We start from the raw sequence: 20,512 nt of genomic DNA on the forward strand, positions 1-20,512 counted from the left end.
GAACGAAACAAGGAAGAGAGCAAACCATGAAGAAACTCGACACCCAATCCCCTGATTTTCAAGCCGAACTCAAAGCGTTACTCGCTTTTGAAACCGCGCAAAACCCTGAAATCGACCGTATTGTTGCCGACATCTGCGCCGATGTTCAAAAACGCGGCGATGCGGCGCTGATTGAATACACCAACCGCTTTGACGGTACATCTGCTCAAACCATCGACGATTTAATCCTGACGCAAGACGATTTGCAGTCTGCGTTTGAACGTTTGCCCGAAAACATTCAGACGGCCTTAAAAACGGCTGCGCGACGGGTGGAAAGCTACCATCAACACCAAAAAATGGAGTCGTGGACTTACGAAGACGAAGACGGCACGCTTTTGGGCCAACAGATTACGCCGCTTGACCGTGTCGGTATTTATGTTCCGGGCGGTAAAGCCGCTTATCCGAGTTCCGTTATCATGAACGCCATGCCTGCCCACGTTGCCGGCGTGAAAGAAATCATCATGGTCGTTCCTACTCCGAAAGGCGAGCGCAACGATATCGTGTTGGCGGCTGCTTTTGTGGCCGGTGTAACCAAAGTGTTTACGGTCGGCGGCGCACAGGCGGTTGCGGCTTTGGCCTATGGTACGGAATCAGTGCCTCAAGTCGATAAGATTACCGGCCCGGGCAATGCCTTTGTCGCTGCGGCTAAACGACGCGTGTTTGGTGTGGTCGGTATTGATATGGTGGCAGGGCCGTCTGAAATTTTGGTGATTGCCGATGGCACGACGCCTGCCGATTGGGTGGCCATGGATTTGTTCAGTCAGGCGGAACACGATGAAATTGCACAAGCGATTTTGATCGGTACTTCTCAAACGTATTTGGACGAAGTTCAGACGGCCATGAACCGCTTGATCGAAACCATGCCGCGCCGTGCGATTATTGAAGCTTCATTGGGCAATCGCGGTGCAATGATTTTGGCTAAAGATTTGGACGAAGCCTGTGAAATCGCCAACTATATTTCTCCCGAACACTTGGAACTGTCGGTTGAGAATCCGCAAGAGTGGGCGAAAAAAATCCGCCACGCCGGTGCGATTTTTATGGGACGCTATACCAGTGAAAGCCTTGGCGACTATTGCGCAGGGCCCAACCACGTTTTACCGACCAGCCGCACGGCGCGTTTCTCTTCTCCTTTGGGAACATATGATTTCCAAAAACGCTCCAGTCTGATTCAGGTTTCAGAACAAGGCGCGCAGAAGTTGGGCAAAACCGCCAGCGTGTTAGCGCATGGCGAAAGCTTGACCGCGCACGCAAGAGCGGCTGAGTTCCGTTTGAAAGACTGAGTGAAACGTTGAAGTCGTAAGAAATCAAAAAAGGGCATCTAAACAGATGCCCTTTTTATTGTGATGAAGATTTTAGCTGAGAAGGTATCAGGCCGTCTGAAAACAGGTTTAACGGTTTTTCAGCCAGTCATTACGCATTTGTGCGGCTTCTTCAAAATAGCGGTAAAGCTCGGTTTTGTTGCCGTCTGAAAGTAAGTTTTCTAATCGGGACAATTGTTCTTTCAAATCGCCGGTCAGTTTGAGCAGGGCAGGGCGGTTGGCCATGCAGATGTCGGTCCAAACGGCCGGATGGCTGGAAGCGATGCGGGTAAAGTCGCGAAAGCCGGTAGCGGCATAGGGAAGGTAGTCTTTGCCGTGCGGATGGTCAACCAAAGCGTGGACATAGGCAAAGGCGGCCAAGTGCGGCAAGTGGGAAACGGCGGCAAAAATATTGTCGTGTTCTTCGGCGCTCATGGTGGAAATTTGCGAACCAACTGCCTGCCACAGGCTTTTCAGCCGTCTCAGGCCGTCTGAAGCCTCTTGGCCATGTAGCGTAATGATAAGGCGGCTGTTTTGAAACAAACCGCAACGCGCGGATTTTGCCCCGCTTTGATCTGAACCGGCAATCGGGTGGGCGGCAAAACATTGCGCCAGGCGGTCGGATAAGTGGGTGCGGAAGGCATTGAGTGCCGATTGTTTGGTGCTGCCGACATCGGAAACGCAGGCAGTGTCTTTTAAGAAGGGCTTGATGTCGCGGCATACGTCAGGCAGGACGGAGACTGGCGTGGCAATCAAAACCAAATCGGCATTGGCGATGCTTTCGGCACAAATATCTGGATAGGCATGGTCGATGATGCCGCATTCGAGTGCGTAATTGAGGTTATCGGCATTGGTGTCGATGCCGGTAACGGTTTGCACCAGTCCCAAGCGTTTGAGGTCGAGCATGAACGAGCCGCCGATTAAACCGACGCCGATAAGGGTGATGTGGGAGAAAAAGGCGGAAGTGTTCATGGTTTGAATCCGGTACAAGTGGAAAAGCTTATTTTAATCCGTTATGGAGGTCGTCTGAAAGTTGTCATCAAGGTTTCAGACGGCCTTATATATTGCACTCCGTTAAGGGAGTGTAAATTACAAACAAAACCCCTTGACAAGTTCTGATTAACCGACTTTTCAAGGGGTCTGAAATGTCAATTTGTTTCTACACTATCACACCTCAACCGGAACAAAATCCAGTTGCCTACATCTTACGTCTTTTTTCCGATAAGGACGGCTATTCCAAGCTCATTAATACAAGAGCTTTCCACGTAACCAATCCCCAAAATCCAAAAGCAACAGAAGAAACCGCTTCTTTATATGGCGATTTGTGCGTAGCTGATTTTATAAATCAGGAGGAAAACGCATGAACCGTTCAGCTTCAGCAAGCGCGGAACGCGCTCTTCCTTGTCTAAATAGTAACAACTGCATTGAGACCGCAAACAGCGGCGAAATCAAGCAGTTGCCAAGTCAGTATGAAAACCGTAAAGCGTACACGCTGAACGAGTTTTCCACTTCTTACAAAAAATCCACTACTGCCCTAGAAATGAACGTCAAAGCGTTCATTGAAGCCTTTGGCCTGAACAAAGTCGGCTTTTTAACCCTGACCTTTGCCGATGACGTAACCGACCCGAAAGAAGCGCAACGCCGTTTTCACAGCTTAAGAACCAACTTTCTCAAACGCCACTTTTCTGAATACGTCTGCGTTTACGAACGCACGAAGAAAGGCCGTATCCATTTCCATCTAATCGTAAATACCCGTGTCGATATACGGCGCGGCCTGAATTTCCGCGAAATCGCCGCAGGCCGTTACAGCTCGGCAAATCCAGCATTGCGCCAACTGTGGGCATTGCTCCGTGAAAACGTCCACAAATACGGCTTTGGCCGTACTGAACTGTTGCCGGTCAAAACCAACAGCAAAGGCTTGGCGCGATACGTATCCAAATACATCAGCAAACACATCAACAGCCGACTGCCAGAAGACAAAGGTTATAGGCTCGTGCGTACCAGCATGGATAAAAAATCCATGTGGAAAGTAGCAAACAGCAATTTTGCTTTTTTGTCCAAAGGCTCGAAAGAGTGGAGACGCAAGCTAAAAAAGTGGGTTGAGCAGGTAGAAAGCTATCTGAACCTCGTGGCCGAATGGAAACACCGCGTAGCCCTGCCCAGCATTACCCAAGACAATTACAACACCGTCTTGGCCTTTGTCCTAAGCCCGAAATGGGCATTTAAAAACCGAGAAACCATCATCAATATGTAGCGAAACCCGTAACCGTTGAATACCAGTAACCCAGACCTTAAAGAAAGGAAAAAACATGACACAAGAAACAGAACGCCGACAAGGTATGTTTGTTATCGCCTCTTTTGACCGAATGTTCACGCGTGAACGCAAAAACCAAGACGGCACATTTACCAAGTCGCATTATGTCGGCCTGATTATCCGTAGCGAAACCGAAACGCGACTTTGCGAAGTTCGCACAAAACACCCTGAAAAATACGAAGGTTACAAGCCACATCAAATCGTTTCAATGCAAGTATTCCCACGCGCATTCAATAACAACATCTACTATTCGGACGAATCATAAACCAGTTTTAGGGGTTTGGCCGTTTCCCCTGAATCAGACCCCTAAAAACGGCCACAACATTTTTTTAACTCACTTAAAGGAAAAAATCATGAAAATGATGACTTTAAAAAACGCAGCGCGTAAAGCGGCTGCAACCGTAGCAGTAGCCGCAATGTCTGCTCCCGTTTGGGCTGATGGCACACCGCTGGAAGCCGCACAAACCGAAATCGGCGGCCTGAAAGCAGGCATTGTAGCCATTGGCGCCGTGATTATCGGCATCGCCGTGGCAACCGTTACCATCGGCGTAATCAAACGCGCAGTATCCAAAGCCTAAGGAAACGACATGGGTTATCAAGTCGGAAGAATCTGTTACGGCACAGAAGCCGAAGCAGTGAACAGCGTGATGACCCAAGTCGTACCGACCATAGACAAAGACGGGGTGCTACATCACCCCGTTTTTAATGGCAAGACTTGGACATACAGGCAAAACGGTTACGAGTACCCGATAAAACTCACATTCCCCCAATGCGACCCAAACGAATACACAAACGCAGGCAGAGAAATAGGAATAGCCATGTTAGGCGCGTTTGTAGTCGTTTGGATTATACGAGCAGTGCTTTCAACCTTGAACATACTGAAAGAAAGAGATGAAGAATAATGCTCCCCGAAATTCTATTTTTAATTGCCATCGCCCCCTATCTGTTCTGCTGCTGGGCGTTGTCGTTCCTCATGCTCAAGTGATTGCAGACGCAACACTACCGCCACCGGCACAACACCAAAATGCGGGCTTTCCGTCTGCCCAAAAACTCGAGCAGATGGGATACAACAGAGAGACAGGCGTTTGGAAAGTACAAACAAACCCAACAGGCAAGCCGACCGTAAGCAGCGGCGGCGGTCAAATCATGGGGACGCAGAACCAGCGTGTAACCGTAACGGATGCGTACGGCAATAAAGCGACCGTGAACACCCAAGTAACGCAGAATGTGGGAGTGGGCAAACTTCAGACGGCAACTAATGGGGTTGCGGTGGGTTTAGGGTTTGCTAATGGTATGAACTCGGCAGCACCAAATGTTGAAAAATTAGGTAGCGCCATTGCAAAAGGCGATTATAAAGATGCTGCATGGCAGGGCTTTAGTTCTGTATTTAAATTTGTAGACGGTTTTTTTTCAAGTCCAGGGCAATCAACGGCGAATTTAGTAGATAGGTTCGTACAAGGCTACTTTGACGGCAAGTACCAAGTAAACGCCGAAAAAACCGATAGGATAGGAAACGCGATTATCGCAAAGAAAGCTGCAGAGAGGGCAAGAACCGCACAAGCCCAAGCCGAACGCGCAGGCGATTTACGCTCAGCAGTAGCCAACGCCGCAGCAGCCAAAGCCGCAGAAGCAGCAGCAGAAGCAGAACAAAAAGCGCAACAACAAGAACAACAGAGGAAAGAAGAACAGAAAAGAGAAGAAGAAGCAAAAGCAAAAGGGCTTTATGCTTATGATTTAATTGTTAAGAAGATTTTTCAACCAAATATTTACAAATCTGAATCTTCAGTTACATATAAAGGTTACAAGGTTTATTCAAATAGTACTAATTATGATGTATTTTCAAGCGGTTTTATAAATAATGGTGGTTTTTACCATAACTATAATCCTAGTAAAGATTATTCGTTTTTTACTGGTTTAAAAAATCCGTCTAAAATTAGTTTAGAAATTAATAATCTTCCTAAAGAAAGTTCAATCTATTACGAGATTAGATCATACCCAGCAGGCAGTCCCGATATTCCTAATGCAGCTAAGAATACTGGTCAAGTAAAACCTGAAGATTTCATGCTGACACAAAAAGAAATGTTAGACATTCTCAAGCGAATGCTTGAGAACAATCAGACAAACCATGCCGAATTAATGAACCAGCTCGCCAAAATGGGCAACGTCGTACTCGATTCGACCACCTCGACCGAGTTCACACCGGCAACGGCTACTACCGCCCCTTATACTCCGTCAGGATCGAACACACCGCAGCAGACCCAAATCACGATAAACAAAGACGGCAGCGTAACAACAAGCGTTATTCCTCGTTCCGACCTCGTACCGAACAGCCCACAAGCCCCAACGCGAAGCTCGTTGATACCCAAAAACCCCAGTACCCCAACCACGCCGACAAGCCCGACAAGTCCAACCACACCAACGACACCGACTAGCCCAAACAACCCAAGCACACCTATCACACCCGATAATCCGACCGTGCCAAACAAGCCTAAAGAAGACCAACCACCGCAGGAAAATACAGCCTATGAAGACCCCGACATACCCACCCAAACCGTAGATTTAGACTTTAAACCAGCAGATATATTTTCAGTTGACGGCGTATGCCCCGAACCTAGAAGCGTAGATTTCGGCATGTTCGGACAACATGAATTTTCATATGACCCCCTATGCGATTTTGCCCGAAAAATAAGGCCGATTTTGATACTTATCACAATCGTATCCTGCTCCTTTTTCGTTTACTCATCACTGAAAGACTAAAATGAATATCGGGAACATCATAACCGCCGTACTGATGACCGTAGCAGGCAGACTAATCGCCGCGTTCGGTCTGTCGTTTGTAACCTATGTCGGCCTGAACGAAGTTCAGAGCCGCATAGTCGCGGCCATTGCCGAAAACCTGAACAACATCCCAAAAGAAGCCTTGCAGATTGCCTATATCGCAGGCTTGGGCGTAGTGCTTAACTGGATAATCGGCGCATTTGCCTTTGTCATTTCCACAAAAAGCCTGACTAAACTGGCCGCAGGCATATCCAAAAAATAGAGAGAAAAAGCCATGTTATATCTGTTCACAGGCGTACCCGGTTCGGGCAAAACCCTGAACGTAGTTTCAATGCTGGCCAAACGTCACGACCTCAAAAACCGACCCTTGTTTGTTGACGGGATTCTAGAACTTAAAATACCACACGAACAAATCCCCGAGGGCGAAAGCATACAGACTTGGCCGAAGTGGGCGCCGACAGGCGCAATCATCGTTGTTGACGAATGCCAGCGCATCTTTAGGCCGCGCCCGAGTGGCTCGAAAGTACCCGATTACGTTTCAGAACTAGAAACCCATCGCCATCGAGGCCTAGACTTCTTTTTTATTACCCAACACCCCCGATTAATTGATGTCAACCTAAGAAGCCTAATTGAGCATCACACCCATGTGAGCAAGACCGAACTGGGCGTAAGGCGCAAACTGGAATGGAGTACGGGTGGCGCTAAAAATCCCGAAAGCAGAGCAGACGTAAGAGACGCACTCAAAAGCGTGTACAAGCTGGATAAAAGCGTGTACGGCCTATACAAATCAGCCGAAGAACACACCAAAATCAGAACAGGCCGCAGCAAAGTCTTTTACCTGATTCCTGTCATACTTTTGATGATAATCGGCGGCCTTTGGGGCTTTTATGACTTTTGGGGAGACTTCAAAAAAACCACGCCGACCCCCACGGCGCAGCAGGAAGTTGCCGCGCCAGCGGCAAGCCCCGAAACGGGCGGCACGGTGGGGGCGCAAGCCCAAAACGGGACGCACGGAACGGGGCAATATCCCGAAGCGCAGCCAACGCCCGAGCCGCAGCAGCAGCGGCCACACCTGACCGAAGACGATTATAAGCCCGCCATAGACGGCCAACCCCACACCGCGCCGATATACGACCAATTCAACAAAGCCGTAAAGACTATGCCCTATCCGGTTGCTTGCGTTAAAAACGCAAACCGCTGTACCTGCTACACAGACCAAGGCACAACGATTAAAGGCTTCAGTAAAACCCAATGTCTTGAGTTCGTAGAGAACGGTATATATAATCCGTACAAGGATAGTAACCGATTAACGACAGAAACCACGACACCTAAAGCAGAAGCACCGCAGGGCGGCAAAGTTGCTGTTATGGGCGGCAAGCCGCAGCAAAATCTCATGTACGACAACTGGGAAGAGCGCGGCAGGGATTTTGAAGGAATCGGCGGCGGCGTGGTAGGAGATGGGACATAATGGGAGCAGGCTTTTTACTCGGCATATGGGCAACCCGTTGCTACTATAAAAAAGGCGGTTGGGCAGGCGTGAAGAAGTATTTTATATTGCCGATTGTCCTGATTGAGTTTGTAGCTGTTTTAGGTATGTACTTTATAGAAACTTTTCACCCATCATAACCGTTCCGCCACAGTAACCTTTACCAAGTCAGGGGGAGGACGTCCAGAAAGATTTGTAAATGCGCGTTTTTTGCATTTATAAATCTTTTTGGATACCCCTTGACGCTCTAGCCCACCCAAAAACGCTAGGGCAAAGGGGTGGGGTGGTTTTTTTACCCCACCCCCTGCCACGTGGCGAACGCGGGGCGCAGGGGCAGAGCCCCGCAAAACCCAAGAGACCCACCCCCCTATTGTTTTAAAAATAGAACAATAAGGGGTTTGGCCTCATGACCCAAACCGCCGCCCGCGACTTCCCAAGTACGGCAAGGCCGCAAAGGCCGTAAAAAAGACTGAAGCGCGGGCGATTCCCTACCCAAGTTTGTACACTATCTAGGGCAATAATAGCCCGTATTCATAAGGCAAAAAATCATGAATCTAGGGATAGACGTTTCAAAGAACACGTTAGATTGCTGTCTGATTTCAGACGGCATTTTTTTTGAACGGCAGTTTAAAAACAACAGAACAGGATTTGATCAACTTAAATCATGGTTGAAAAAGAGCGGAGCAACCAGTGCCTTACATTGCTGCTGCGAAGCAACAGGCAAATATTACGAAGCTGCAGCCGACTACTTGGCCGAAAGCTACGTTATGAGCGTGGAGAACCCACGCAAGATAAAAGGCTACGGCAACGCCAAGCTGCAACGGTCAAAAACCGACCGACTGGACGCAAGGCTAATTGCCCAATACTGCCGTGATATGAAGCCGCGAGTGTGGCAAAAGCCAAGCGAAGCACAAACCAAACTCAAAGAACTTAACCAATACTGCCAGCGGTTGAAAGCCCAAAAAGCCGCCGAACAAACAAAACTACACACCGCGCCCGACTACCTCGCCTCCCTCATCGAAGACACAATTAGACATCTGCAAAAGCAGATTAAGGCCGTTCAGGAAAAAATCGGCAAATTCCACCAAGACAATCCCGATTACAAGGCAAACAGAAACCGCCTTAAGACCATCACAGGAGTAGGAGACAACACCGCCGACACTCTGCTAACCGTATTGGCCGAACAAGACCGATTTGAAAACCAGCGGCAATTTACCGCCTATCTCGGACTAGACCCCAAACAATTTAAATCAGGCACGAGTGTCAAAGGCCGAGAGCGTATATCAAAAGTCGGTAGCAGCCGACTACGAACTGCCCTGTATATGCCAGCAATGCACGCTTACCGAAGCCGAACCTTTGCCCCTTTTGTGAGCCGATTGAAAGCCAACGGAAAAAGGCCGAAGCAAATCATAGTCGCCCTGATGCGCAAACTTGCCATTATCGCTTACAACCTGATAAAGACTGGCAAAGACTTTGAGCCGCAAAGGTATATGAACAAGAATTAATAACCAAGCCAAAAAGAAAAACCTGCCGAAAAATCAGCAGGTTTGTTTTATTGCGTCAAAACAAAATGTAAAGATAGTGTAAAAGACGTGGACATATCACTACACTATCTTTTTTATGGTCTGATTCTCATGATTTAGGCATAGGAAAATCCGTTTAGTAGGATCATGTAACCGATTATCAGATTTTCATACACTAAAATAATCATCTGAATTAGTATAACGTCTTAAAGTAAGGAATTGGTATCTTAAAGTAAATTGTTATATCATATTTTATTTTGATTGATATCGAATAAAATAACTCACTCAGAAAGAAGGAATTTATGAGTTTTTCACAAACCGAATTAGTCAACGCAATGAGTTTGCTTTCTACCCGTCTGCCGCAGTTTCCGGAGCAGCAAAACCAAGTATCCCGCATGTTGCGCATCGTAACCGAACGTTTGAGCAGCCATTTGAACGAAAACCTAAAAGCGTTCGGCATCAATGAAAACCTGTGGTTTTCCCTGATGGCGGTTTACGTCAGCCCAAACAGCGAAATCCTACCTTCGCGCTTGAGCGACCTGATGGACTTGACGCGCACCAGTGCGACACGCCTGTCGGACGATATGGTTGAGCGCGGCTGGGTGGAGCGTTATATCAATCAAAAAGACCGCCGTCAGATTGTGCTAAAATTGACCCCTTCGGGTGAGACCTTCATCCACGAAGTATGGCCGCAAATTGCCCGTCAGAGCGGCCAGGCGTGGGAAGATTTCACGAAAGAGGATTATGATACGCTGCAACACCTGTTGGGTAAACTGTTGAACCGTTTGGGCAATTGACAACAGACGGCCTATGGTCTGCGGCAGGCACACATAAACGGAGTCTGTATGAAATTAGGTTTGGTCAAATCAAGCGTATGCGTTGCCGCTGTTTCGCTGTTGGCGGCATGTGCGCCGTTCGGCAAACAGTCGCCTTTGGATGAGCCAACAGCCTATCCGCTGCCGCAAGGCCAATCTGCCGCTACTGCCCAAGACGGCTGGTGGATGAAGCTGAAAGATAAAAAATTAAACAATTTGATTGCTTCCGCCATTCAGACGTCTACCAATCTGCGTGTCGTCAAGGCAAGGTTTGAGCAGGCTCAGGCGCAGCTGGGCGTTGTAGGAGCCGCAAACAAACCGCAAGTCGGCTTGGGTGTAACCGGTATTGGTACCTATGTTTCGCCCAAACCTCAAGCCGGTATGGTCGATACCGATCATACATTGGTTTTGGCGCACGCAGCTTTACAAGGCAGTTTGGTTTTCGACTTTTGGGGTAAAAACCGAGAGCAGATTCAAGCTGTTTTAGGAAAAAGCAGGGCTGCGGTGTATGAGGCGCATCATATCCGCACCGAGTTGGCTCATGCCGTTGCCGCCCAATATTTTGCGTGGCAGATGGCGACAGAACAACTGGCTTTGCTGGATACGCGCATAGAGCTGGCGGATAAGGCATTGAAACTGATGCAACAACGCGTTAAAGCGCAGCTGGCTCCTGCCGATGCCTTGCACACTCTGGAAATGGCGCAACAACAATTACAGCTTGAAAAATCGGCATGGACTCAGAAAAATGAGAAAATCCGCAACAGTCTGGCTGTATTGACCGGTCGTGTACCGGGTGCATTGAATGGACAGGTTCCGGAAAAAATGGCGGCTGTGCCGTCATTGCCGGTTAGTCGCATCGAAGCGGATTTGCTGGCGGCACGCCCCGATATCGCGGCACAAAAAGCTTTGCTTGAAGAGAAATGGCATATCGTTAAATCGACCGAAGCAGAGTTTTATCCGAATATCGAGTTGAAAGTTTTGGCAGGTATGACGCACATTGATGCGTTCAATCTGATTCGCGGACGGACATCCGGTATGCTGGGCATTGTTCCGGCTTTGAATCTGCCATTGTTTACTTCCGGTGCGCTGCAGTCCAAATTGGCGGGCAAACGTGCCCAATATAACGAGCAGGTTGCCGTGTATGACCAAACCGTTTTGAACGCCATGCGTTCGGCGGCAGATGCTGTAGTCGACTATCAAAGCCTGAAAAGCCGACAAGATACTTGGAACAAGATGGTCAATATTGCCGATAAATCTGTACAAAATGCGAAAGGACGTGTTCGTGCAGGTTTGGATAACGGCTTGACCGCTTTGCAAAAACAAGATGAAGCTGCGCGTACAAAAATGTCGGCGGTTCAATATCATGCAGAATATCTGACAGCTTGGAGTAACCTCAATGCCCAGTTGGGCGGAGGCTTTAAATTAAATAAGAAATAAACGTTTTATTAAAAAGCAAATATCCTGCCTTTGTTTTACAGACAAAATGCCGTCTGAAGGGAGTTGATTATGGCAACAATAATGGAAAAAGATGTATTGATTGAAGTTGTAGCTTCAGGTTTGGCTTTAATTAGCCGCAAATTAAAATACAATCTAGAGTATTTGAATAATAATGAAGACAATAATAGGTTGATTGAAATAAGAGATTACTTATATTCAACATTCTCGGATGAGATTGATTATGAAAAAATCTTAAGTGAATGCAAGGCTATCAAACAAAAATATCAAAGGTAAATCATGGACTGGTTACATACTATTTTCCTTTGCTTTGTTTGGATTGTTGCCGTTGTTGCGGCGGGCGTTACTCTTTATGTCGTGGTTGCGTTGCCCATTGCGTTGATAACCGCCGTTGTTGGCATTGTTTACGGTTTTTTCAGGTTGTTTTTACCATTCCTTCCCGAATTTTGGGCGAGCATAGACACAACAGGAAATAAAAGCGGCTTTGATTGGGGAGAGCGGACAGAAGCCGACAAGCACCGCGAGTTAGTGGAGCATATCCGCATTCAGAACATGAACGAAGAACGAAACAGAAGATAGCAAATGCTATAATGAAAAATTGCCGCTCTCGGGCGGTAATAATGTAGTAACTAACACCCGGCCACAATCAAAAGTGGTAGAAAAAATACAATTAGCTGCTATCGGTACGCTGAATGCTAACCGCTTATTGGAAAAAATATAGTGGATTAAATTTAAATCAGGACAAGGCGACGAAGCCGCAGACAGTACAAATAGTACGGCAAGGCGAGGCAACGCCGTACTGGTTTAAATTTAATCCACTATGGTTTTATCGTAAAATGAAATCGTCCGCAATAGAGCGCTTGCAGGTTTTTCGTACTGCAACAAAAGCCTCGAACTTCATCGTTTAATGTAGGCCGTCTGAAAGTGATTTCAGACGGCCTTTTACTTACCTTATTTACATTTGCTACCGGAAGAAATTATTGTAATGAATAGAGTGTAACTTTAGAATATGACCCTTTAGTGCGTTAAACGCGCGTATTGGGGACTGATGGTATAAGTCAGCACCCAGCAAGACAATAATATCGTTATCATATGTGCAGAATTAAAGTTGGGACTTATGGATACTCAATCAGAAAAAAATAATGTCCAAAAAGAACCGGAAGTAGCCGCTTCCGGCGCTAAAACGCATCGCAAACGCAATTTGGTTATCGTTACGCTTCTATTCCTTATTGCGGCAGCAGGAGTTGCTTTGGCATATTTCCTGTTTTGGCAGCATGAAGAAGAAACGGAAGATGCTTATGTGGCCGGTCATTTGGTGATGATTACGCCGCAGGTGAACGGCACGGTGCGCAAAGTCATGTATGACGATACGGATGTCGTGAAAAAAGGCGATGTGTTGGTGGCTTTGGACGACAGCGATTTTCAGTTGGCATACGAACGCGCGCAAAATGAATTGATTCAGGCCATCCGTCAAAACAAACAGCAAACTGCGGTCAATTCAAAAGCCAAAGCTCAAGTGTTGTTGAGCAAAGCCGATTTGGCCCGTGCACAAGCCGATTTGCGCCGCCGTGAATCTTTGGCGGGTACGGAAGCGGTTTCCGGCGAAGAACTCAGCCATGCCCGCGACGCTGTGGTTCAGGCTCAGGCTGCATTAAAAGCGGTTGAAGCAGAAGAAGTTTCTGCTCAGGCAGCGTTGGGCAACAATATTCCTCTGCGCCAACAACCGGCGGTTCAGACGGCCATCAGCCACATCAAAGACGCTTGGCTGAATCTGCAACGTACGCAAATCCGTTCGCCGATTAGCGGCCAAATTGCCAAACGCAATGTCCAAGTCGGCCAACGTATCGTACAAGGTACGCCGATGATGGCCGTTGTGCCTCTGTCCGAATTGTGGGTGGATGCCAACTTTAAAGAATCGCAACTGCGCAAAATGAAAATCGGCCAGCCTGTTGAAATGACAGCTGATTTGTACGGCAGTAAAGTGGTTTACCATGGCAAGGTAATGGGCTTGTCGGCCGGTACGGGCAGTGCGTTCTCATTACTGCCGGCTCAAAATGCAACGGGCAACTGGATTAAAGTTGTGCAACGTGTGCCGGTGCGTATCAGTTTGGATGCTAAAGAATTGCAACAAAATCCGCTCCGTGTCGGTTTGTCGATGACTGTTAAAGTCGATATTGCCGAGAAGGGCAGCGGTAAAGCCATGACTGCTGAAGCAGAACGAAATACTGCCTTGCCGGAAACGGAAAGTGTGGATTGGAAAGCCGCCGATGCTTTAGTCGATAAAATCTTCGAGCAATATGCAAAATAATCTTTTCAGACGGCCTGAGTCTTTTATTGAAGGCTCAGGCCGTCTGAAATATTGATTCTCTTCAATCGACCGCTTTGGCGGTTGTCTTATAGTTTACAAATATGAATTATCCGCCGTTACAAGGGTTTAAGCTGGTGTTGGCAACTTTGGCGCTCAGCTTGGCCGTATTCATGGAAGTCTTGGACAGCACCATCGCCAACGTCGCTGTGCCTGTTATTGCAGGGGATTTGGGTGCGGCTACCACGCAGGGGACTTGGGTGATTACCTCGTTTGCCGTAGCCAATGCCATCTCCGTTCCCTTGACAGGTTTTTTGGCCAAGCGGTTTGGCGAGGTCAAAATCTTTATCGCCGCTGTGATCGGGTTTGTTGTAATGTCATGGCTGTGTGGCATTGCGCATAATCTTCAAGCCTTGGTTTTTTTTCGTGTATTGCAAGGCTTTATCGCCGGGCCATTGATTCCCTTGTCCCAAAGCCTGTTGATGGCCTCCTATCCGCCTGAAAAACGAACATTGGCACTGGCATTATGGGCGATGACCGTCGTTGTTGCCCCTGTATTGGGGCCGATTTTGGGCGGTTGGATTTCGGACAACTGGCATTGGGGATGGATTTTCTTTATCAATATCCCGATCGGGATTTTGTCTGCAACTATTGCTTGGAAGCAGCTTAGACACAGGGAAACTGAAATCGTCAGAGCACCAATCGATTATGTCGGGCTGGTGTTGATGATTGTCGGTATCGGCGCATTGCAAATGATGCTTGATAGGGGCAAGGAATTGGACTGGTTTGCCTCGGGAGAGATTATCGTTTTGGGCGTTACCGCTTTAGTGTTCCTAACATATTTTATTGTTTGGGAGCTGGGCGAGAAATACCCGATTGTCGATTTGTCATTGTTTAAAAATAGAAACTTCACAATAGGCGTTGTTGCTACATCGTTGGGCTTCATGGTCTATATGGGCACATTGACCCTGCTGCCTTTGGTGCTGCAATCAAATCTTGGTTATACCGCTACTTGGGCAGGTTTGGCTGCTGCACCGGTGGGCTTCCTGCCGATTATTCTGTCGCCGATTATCGGTAAGTTCGGGAATCGCGTCGATATGCGGCTGTTTGTCAGCGCCAGCTTCTTGGTGTTTGCCTATACATTCCATTGGCGAACCGATTTCTATGCCGGTATGGATATGAGCAACGTCGTTTGGCCGCAGTTTTGGCAGGGTTTAGGCGTAGCCATGTTCTTCCTGCCTTTGACCAGTATTACCTTGTCGCATATGAAAGGCAACCAAATTGCCTCGGCCAGTAGCTTGTCTAACTTCTTACGAGTCTTTATGGGCGGTGTCGGAGTATCTGTTGTCAGCACCATGTGGGAACGACGCGAAGCTCTCCACCATACTCAACTGACCGAACATGTTAATTTATTGTCCTCAATCGGCAACCAATCTATTCAAGGTATGATGGCTAATGGTCTGAGCAAGGAGCAGGCTTTGGTGGCGATAAATAGCACCATTTCCCAACAAGGCTTTATTATTGGCTCAAATGAAATCTTCTTGGCAGGCAGTATTATATTCATCAGTATGATTCCCATTATTTGGCTTGCCAGACCTCCGTTTAGCGGTTCCGGCGGGGGAGGGCATTAGATAAAAGGCCGTCTGAATTTCAGACGGCCTTTTATCTATTAAAAAATTAGAACAGGCAGAAAAGGCGTTAAAAGAAGCGAAACAGCAAAGACTTTCAAAAAAAGAACTTAGAACCTGTATTCACAAAAATGATAAAATATCTTTATGACTAGAAAATCCTACCCAACAGACTTAACAGATGCCCAATGGCAAGCGATTGAGCCGCATTTTAACCGGCTGCGCCGCTACAAATGGGATAAACGTACATTAGTGAATGCCGTTTTGTACATTACCAAAACAGGTTGCCAATGGCGCATGCTGCCCAATGATTTTCCACCTTATCCGACCGTATGGAGTTTCTATCGCAGAGCCAACCAATCAGGCTTATGGGATAGGATTCTTTTGGCATTGGTTCAAAAAAACGTTTAATCCATCAAAAACAAGCGATGCCGACTTATGCCATTATTGATTCGCAAAGTGTCAAAACAGCTTCCGGCGCACATGATAAAGGTTTTGACGGAGGTAAAAAAATCAAAGGCCGTAAGCGACATATAGCTGTTGATACGTTGGGTAACCTATTGTCTGTTGTGGTTCATGCAGCCAATATTCATGACACAAAAGCAGGTATTTTTGCAGCAAAAAAAGCGTTTGAGACCTATCCGGGTTTAAAAGGTTTCTGTGCAGACGCAGGTTATCGGAATACATTTGAGCGCGAAGTATCGGAGCAATTGGGTTTAACTGTTGAGATTTCAAAGAAAATTCAAGATATTTCTTGGCATATTCTGCCCAAACGTTGGATTGTAGAACGAACGTTTGCATGGTTGGGTTGGTCTCGACGTTTGGCAAAAGATTTTGAGCAGACGAATTTATCTGCTGAAAATTTTGTCAAACTAGGGTATATTTCACAAATATTAAAATTTATCAAATAGTTGTTTGTGAATACAGGTTCTTAAACCTCTTGAAAGATAAGTACGACATTGGCGCAATAAAATGAATGAAACAGGTGAAAATCATTCTATGAAACATAAACACTAACAGGAACTATTTTATGACAAGTAAATGGATTTGGTTGCCCAATATAGGTGTAAATGAATTCTTTTTGAATAAAGAATGCTCTAAAGATCTATTAATTAAATATAATTTCAATTTAGCATATATTGATAAAGGACTTGCTAATGATGAGTTAGATTTTGAATATATTTCTAACGAATTTGGTATTTCAATTACTTTAACAAATGATTTAATCTGTAGTGGGTTTGAAATTCAGAAAAATCTATACTTAAACGACATAAGCATTATTGGCTTACCCATTAATAAATTTATTAATATGATGAAAAATATAAATATTAATGACTTAACTTTAGATTTAAAAGGAGATTTTTATCAATCAGAAAAGTTGAATGCTTTATTTTGGATTGAAGATAATATTATTACATCTGTTTCATGTTGGTAAGATATGCTTATGTTTTATGTTGTTTGGCTTAACTGATATCTTTAGTCGGACAAAGCAAAAATGGTCGTGTCAATGCCATGGCGGCTGCCAATGCAGGTTGGCAAGCCTATCAAACAGGCAAAGGCGCACAAAACTTAGCCAACGGCACGACCAATGTCAAACAAGTCAGCATCTCCATATATTATTTAAGACTCAAGAGTAGATCCCTAAATGCATTCGGATCTTTAATAAACGTCATTTCTCCTGATTGAGGGAAATGGAAATCGAGCAGGCGAGATACCCAGAAACGAATACATCCGGCTCTTTGTGCAGTAGGGAAATACGCACGTTCTTCATTAGATAATGGACGTACGCTTTCATAGCCATGGATAAAGGCATCATGAAGGACAGGGTCTAATTTGTTATCAGCTGTTCGTGCCCAATCGTTAACCGCAATTGCCAGGTCGTACATGAAATTACCGTTACACGCATAATAGAAGTCGATAAAGCCGGAAACTTCATCTCCATTAAGCAATACGTTGTCCTTAAATAAATCGGCATGGATAATGCCGGAAGGTAAATGCTCTCCCAGATTTTCATCTAAAGCAGCAATTTCAGATTGAAGCAGAGCAGCATCCTCAGAATCTAAAACAGGCAGCAACTGAGTGCAGGCATCATGCCACCAGTCATCATAACGAGGATTTTTCATTTTTAAAGGAAAGTCTTGACCGGCTAAATGCATTTTAGCCAGCATTGCGCCGGTATGAAAGCATTGAGCCTCGGTTGGCCAGCCGGTATCAGAACCATTCAAACAAGTAACCAAACAAGCCGGTTTCCCAACCAAAATAGAATGCAGTCCGCCATCTTGACGAGCAATTGGAGCAGCGCAGGCAACACCATTCAGACTTAAATGCTGGTTGAGTTCTAGAAAGAAAGGCAGTTCTTCTGATTTCAAAACCTCAAAAACAGTCAATACATAACGACCGGTTGAAGTAGTCAAAAAATAATTACTATTAGTAATTCCTTGAGCAATCCCCTGCAAAGAAACAAAATCTCCCAAATCATATTGCAGTAGGAAATCACGCATTTGAGCGTCGGAAACACTGGTATAGACAGACATAGCAAACTCGAGGCTGATATAAAAAAATCAAGGAAACATCATACCAAAAAACAAGCGCCAACAATATAAATTAAAGCGAGGGTCAAATTCAAAAGGCCGTCTGAAAGAGCATTTCAGACGGCCTTTGTTTTGTGTTTTTTGTATGTATGGAAAGTGTAGAAAGGTTTGCTGGAGTTTTTTTATAAAATAAAAACCCTGTTAAAACAGGGCGGTGATTAATTTTCTAGAAATAATTTTGCGAAAGGTGTTGACTGGTTTTGTTTGGAGGCGTATAGTTCGGTTCTTCGCTGCTGACGCGGTGAAGAAAATGAAGCAGACAGTATAACACAGTTAGTTAGAATTATCGATAATTTTAGTTGACATTTGCTAAATATACTGTATAATTCGATTCGCTCTTTAAAAAACAGATTACCGATAAGTGTGAGTGCATTAGGCCTCACACTGTTTGAAAGACAGACAAGATGATGTTTTAGACATTGTCCTGTCGGTTTCTTTGAAGCAGACCAGAAGTTATAAGTTAGAGATTGAACATAAGAGTTTGATCCTGGCTCAGATTGAACGCTGGCGGCATGCTTTACACATGCAAGTCGGACGGCAGCACAGAGAAGCTTGCTTCTTGGGTGGCGAGTGGCGAACGGGTGAGTAATATATCGGAACGTACCGAGTAATGGGGGATAACTAATCGAAAGATTAGCTAATACCGCATATTCTCTGAGGAGGAAAGCAGGGGACCTTCGGGCCTTGCGTTATTCGAGCGGCCGATATCTGATTAGTTAGTTGGTGGGGTAAAGGCCTACCAAGGCGACGATCAGTAGCGGGTCTGAGAGGATGATCCGCCACACTGGGACTGAGACACGGCCCAGACTCCTACGGGAGGCAGCAGTGGGGAATTTTGGACAATGGGCGCAAGCCTGATCCAGCCATGCCGCGTGTCTGAAGAAGGCCTTCGGGTTGTAAAGGACTTTTGTCAGGGAAGAAAAGGCTGTTGCTAATATCGACAGCTGATGACGGTACCTGAAGAATAAGCACCGGCTAACTACGTGCCAGCAGCCGCGGTAATACGTAGGGTGCGAGCGTTAATCGGAATTACTGGGCGTAAAGCGAGCGCAGACGGTTACTTAAGCAGGATGTGAAATCCCCGGGCTCAACCCGGGAACTGCGTTCTGAACTGGGTAACTAGAGTGTGTCAGAGGGAGGTAGAATTCCACGTGTAGCAGTGAAATGCGTAGAGATGTGGAGGAATACCGATGGCGAAGGCAGCCTCCTGGGATAACACTGACGTTCATGCTCGAAAGCGTGGGTAGCAAACAGGATTAGATACCCTGGTAGTCCACGCCCTAAACGATGTCAATTAGCTGTTGGGCAACTTGATTGCTTAGTAGCGTAGCTAACGCGTGAAATTGACCGCCTGGGGAGTACGGTCGCAAGATTAAAACTCAAAGGAATTGACGGGGACCCGCACAAGCGGTGGATGATGTGGATTAATTCGATGCAACGCGAAGAACCTTACCTGGTCTTGACATGTACGGAATCCTCCAGAGACGGAGGAGTGCCTTCGGGAGCCGTAACACAGGTGCTGCATGGCTGTCGTCAGCTCGTGTCGTGAGATGTTGGGTTAAGTCCCGCAACGAGCGCAACCCTTGTCATTAGTTGCCATCATTTAGTTGGGCACTCTAATGAGACTGCCGGTGACAAGCCGGAGGAAGGTGGGGATGACGTCAAGTCCTCATGGCCCTTATGACCAGGGCTTCACACGTCATACAATGGTCGGTACAGAGGGTAGCCAAGCCGCGAGGTGGAGCCAATCTCACAAAACCGATCGTAGTCCGGATTGCACTCTGCAACTCGAGTGCATGAAGTCGGAATCGCTAGTAATCGCAGGTCAGCATACTGCGGTGAATACGTTCCCGGGTCTTGTACACACCGCCCGTCACACCATGGGAGTGGGGGATACCAGAAGTAGGTAGGGTAACCGCAAGGAGTCCGCTTACCACGGTATGCTTCATGACTGGGGTGAAGTCGTAACAAGGTAGCCGTAGGGGAACCTGCGGCTGGATCACCTCCTTTCTAGAGAAAGAAGAGGTCTGATGCATTCACACTTATCGGTAAACTGTAAAAGATGCGGAAGAGAAAAGCTTGAGTGAAGACAAGATTCGCTTAAGAAGAGAATCCGGGTTTGTAGCTCAGCTGGTTAGAGCACACGCTTGATAAGCGTGGGGTCGGAGGTTCAAGTCCTCCCAGACCCACCAAGAACGGGGGCATAGCTCAGTTGGTAGAGCACCTGCTTTGCAAGCAGGGGGTCATCGGTTCGATCCCGTTTGCCTCCACCAAGAACTT

General features: G+C 46.6%; 22 protein-coding genes, 2 tRNA genes, 1 rRNA gene and 1 pseudogene. 24 read left to right on the forward strand and 2 right to left on the reverse strand.

Annotated features, from left to right (window positions below; translation table 11 throughout):
* The first annotated feature begins 26 nt into the window (after positions 1–26).
* A complete protein-coding gene (gene hisD, locus FAH67_RS00560; RefSeq protein WP_003680029.1) occupies positions 27–1,319 on the forward strand; it encodes a histidinol dehydrogenase in 1,293 nt (430 codons plus the stop codon).
* Positions 1,320–1,427: 108 nt separating this feature from the next.
* Here the strand turns inward: hisD and FAH67_RS00565 are convergent, their stop codons facing one another.
* Positions 1,428–2,309, reverse strand: coding sequence for a prephenate dehydrogenase (locus tag FAH67_RS00565; RefSeq protein WP_003680026.1), 882 nt, complete (start codon positions 2,307–2,309; stop codon positions 1,428–1,430).
* Between the two features lie 173 nt (positions 2,310–2,482).
* On the opposite strand from FAH67_RS00565, the gene FAH67_RS00570 reads away from it, so the two are divergent.
* The 20 genes and pseudogenes from FAH67_RS00570 (at position 2,483) to FAH67_RS00660 (ending at position 17,076) form a co-directional block, all read left to right on the forward strand.
* On the forward strand, positions 2,483–2,701 hold the full coding sequence (locus tag FAH67_RS00570) for a hypothetical protein (protein WP_003680025.1): 219 nt from the start codon (positions 2,483–2,485) through the stop codon (positions 2,699–2,701).
* Positions 2,698–3,591 (forward strand): rolling circle replication-associated protein, encoded by an 894-nt coding sequence (locus tag FAH67_RS00575; RefSeq protein WP_003680024.1) that lies wholly within the window; start codon positions 2,698–2,700, stop codon positions 3,589–3,591. The genes FAH67_RS00570 and FAH67_RS00575 overlap by 4 nt, the downstream gene beginning before the upstream one ends.
* Before the next feature lie 55 nt (positions 3,592–3,646).
* Positions 3,647–3,916 carry a hypothetical protein gene (locus FAH67_RS00580; protein ID WP_003680023.1) on the forward strand — a complete coding sequence of 90 codons (270 nt, stop codon included), beginning with the start codon at positions 3,647–3,649 and terminating at the stop codon, positions 3,914–3,916.
* Between the two features lie 88 nt (positions 3,917–4,004).
* Positions 4,005–4,229: a hypothetical protein gene (locus FAH67_RS00585; RefSeq protein WP_003680022.1), complete on the forward strand. Its 225-nt coding sequence runs from the start codon at positions 4,005–4,007 to the stop codon at positions 4,227–4,229.
* 9 nt (positions 4,230–4,238) lie between these two features.
* Entirely contained in the window at positions 4,239–4,553 is a 315-nt protein-coding gene (locus FAH67_RS00590; protein WP_003680021.1) for a hypothetical protein, read from the forward strand.
* A complete protein-coding gene (locus FAH67_RS00595; protein ID WP_003680020.1) occupies positions 4,543–6,408 on the forward strand; it encodes a virulence factor TspB C-terminal domain-related protein in 1,866 nt (621 codons plus the stop codon). Before FAH67_RS00590 ends, FAH67_RS00595 begins: the two co-directional genes overlap by 11 nt.
* 1 nt (position 6,409) lies before the next feature.
* Positions 6,410–6,691 (forward strand): DUF2523 family protein, encoded by a 282-nt coding sequence (locus tag FAH67_RS00600; protein WP_003680019.1) that lies wholly within the window; start codon positions 6,410–6,412, stop codon positions 6,689–6,691.
* Between the two features lie 12 nt (positions 6,692–6,703).
* The gene (locus FAH67_RS00605) at positions 6,704–7,897 is read left to right on the forward strand and encodes a zonular occludens toxin family protein (RefSeq protein ID WP_003680018.1); all 1,194 of its coding nucleotides are present in this window, start codon (positions 6,704–6,706) and stop codon (positions 7,895–7,897) included.
* Positions 7,897–8,055: a hypothetical protein gene (locus tag FAH67_RS00610; RefSeq protein WP_002248577.1), complete on the forward strand. Its 159-nt coding sequence runs from the start codon at positions 7,897–7,899 to the stop codon at positions 8,053–8,055. Before FAH67_RS00605 ends, FAH67_RS00610 begins: the two co-directional genes overlap by 1 nt.
* Positions 8,056–8,463: 408 nt before the next feature.
* The gene (locus tag FAH67_RS00620) at positions 8,464–9,420 is read left to right on the forward strand and encodes an IS110 family transposase (RefSeq protein WP_003680013.1); all 957 of its coding nucleotides are present in this window, start codon (positions 8,464–8,466) and stop codon (positions 9,418–9,420) included.
* A gap of 320 nt (positions 9,421–9,740) precedes the next feature.
* A complete protein-coding gene (locus FAH67_RS00625) occupies positions 9,741–10,235 on the forward strand; it encodes a MarR family transcriptional regulator (RefSeq protein WP_003680011.1) in 495 nt (164 codons plus the stop codon).
* A gap of 48 nt (positions 10,236–10,283) precedes the next feature.
* A complete protein-coding gene (locus FAH67_RS00630; RefSeq protein WP_003680009.1) occupies positions 10,284–11,690 on the forward strand; it encodes an efflux transporter outer membrane subunit in 1,407 nt (468 codons plus the stop codon).
* A gap of 69 nt (positions 11,691–11,759) precedes the next feature.
* A complete protein-coding gene (locus FAH67_RS00635; RefSeq protein ID WP_003680006.1) occupies positions 11,760–11,984 on the forward strand; it encodes a hypothetical protein in 225 nt (74 codons plus the stop codon).
* A 3-nt stretch (positions 11,985–11,987) separates the two neighbouring features.
* On the forward strand, positions 11,988–12,287 hold the full coding sequence (locus FAH67_RS00640) for a hypothetical protein (RefSeq protein ID WP_003680004.1): 300 nt from the start codon (positions 11,988–11,990) through the stop codon (positions 12,285–12,287).
* Between the two features lie 134 nt (positions 12,288–12,421).
* Positions 12,422–12,533 (forward strand): annotated as a pseudogene (locus tag FAH67_RS11655) (IS5/IS1182 family transposase); the annotation flags it as partial.
* A gap of 292 nt (positions 12,534–12,825) precedes the next feature.
* Positions 12,826–14,016, forward strand: coding sequence for an HlyD/EmrA/EmrK family protein (locus FAH67_RS00645; RefSeq protein WP_003680002.1), 1,191 nt, complete (start codon positions 12,826–12,828; stop codon positions 14,014–14,016).
* 101 nt (positions 14,017–14,117) lie between these two features.
* Positions 14,118–15,644: a DHA2 family efflux MFS transporter permease subunit gene (locus FAH67_RS00650; RefSeq protein WP_003680001.1), complete on the forward strand. Its 1,527-nt coding sequence runs from the start codon at positions 14,118–14,120 to the stop codon at positions 15,642–15,644.
* 144 nt (positions 15,645–15,788) lie between these two features.
* Positions 15,789–16,052, forward strand: coding sequence for a transposase (locus FAH67_RS11660; RefSeq protein ID WP_208648187.1), 264 nt, complete (start codon positions 15,789–15,791; stop codon positions 16,050–16,052).
* Between the two features lie 17 nt (positions 16,053–16,069).
* The gene (locus tag FAH67_RS11665) at positions 16,070–16,552 is read left to right on the forward strand and encodes an IS5 family transposase (protein ID WP_112890680.1); all 483 of its coding nucleotides are present in this window, start codon (positions 16,070–16,072) and stop codon (positions 16,550–16,552) included.
* A 119-nt stretch (positions 16,553–16,671) separates the two neighbouring features.
* The gene (locus tag FAH67_RS00660; RefSeq protein WP_003682599.1) at positions 16,672–17,076 is read left to right on the forward strand and encodes a hypothetical protein; all 405 of its coding nucleotides are present in this window, start codon (positions 16,672–16,674) and stop codon (positions 17,074–17,076) included.
* A 181-nt stretch (positions 17,077–17,257) separates the two neighbouring features.
* Here FAH67_RS00660 and thrB read toward each other — a convergent pair whose 3' ends face one another.
* Entirely contained in the window at positions 17,258–18,175 is a 918-nt protein-coding gene (thrB, locus tag FAH67_RS00670; protein ID WP_003682602.1) for a homoserine kinase, read from the reverse strand.
* Positions 18,176–18,701: 526 nt separating this feature from the next.
* Between thrB and FAH67_RS00680 the strand changes: the two genes are divergently transcribed.
* The 3 genes from FAH67_RS00680 to FAH67_RS00690 all read left to right on the forward strand — a co-directional run bounded on the left by FAH67_RS00680 (position 18,702) and on the right by FAH67_RS00690 (position 20,505).
* Positions 18,702–20,242 (forward strand): 16S ribosomal RNA (locus FAH67_RS00680).
* A 105-nt stretch (positions 20,243–20,347) separates the two neighbouring features.
* Positions 20,348–20,424, forward strand: a tRNA-Ile gene (locus FAH67_RS00685).
* A gap of 5 nt (positions 20,425–20,429) precedes the next feature.
* Positions 20,430–20,505 (forward strand) — tRNA-Ala (locus FAH67_RS00690).
* The last annotated feature ends 7 nt before the right edge of the window (positions 20,506–20,512 follow it).

This window comes from Neisseria flavescens, from assembly GCF_005221285.1.
GTDB lineage: Bacteria > Pseudomonadota > Gammaproteobacteria > Burkholderiales > Neisseriaceae > Neisseria > Neisseria flavescens.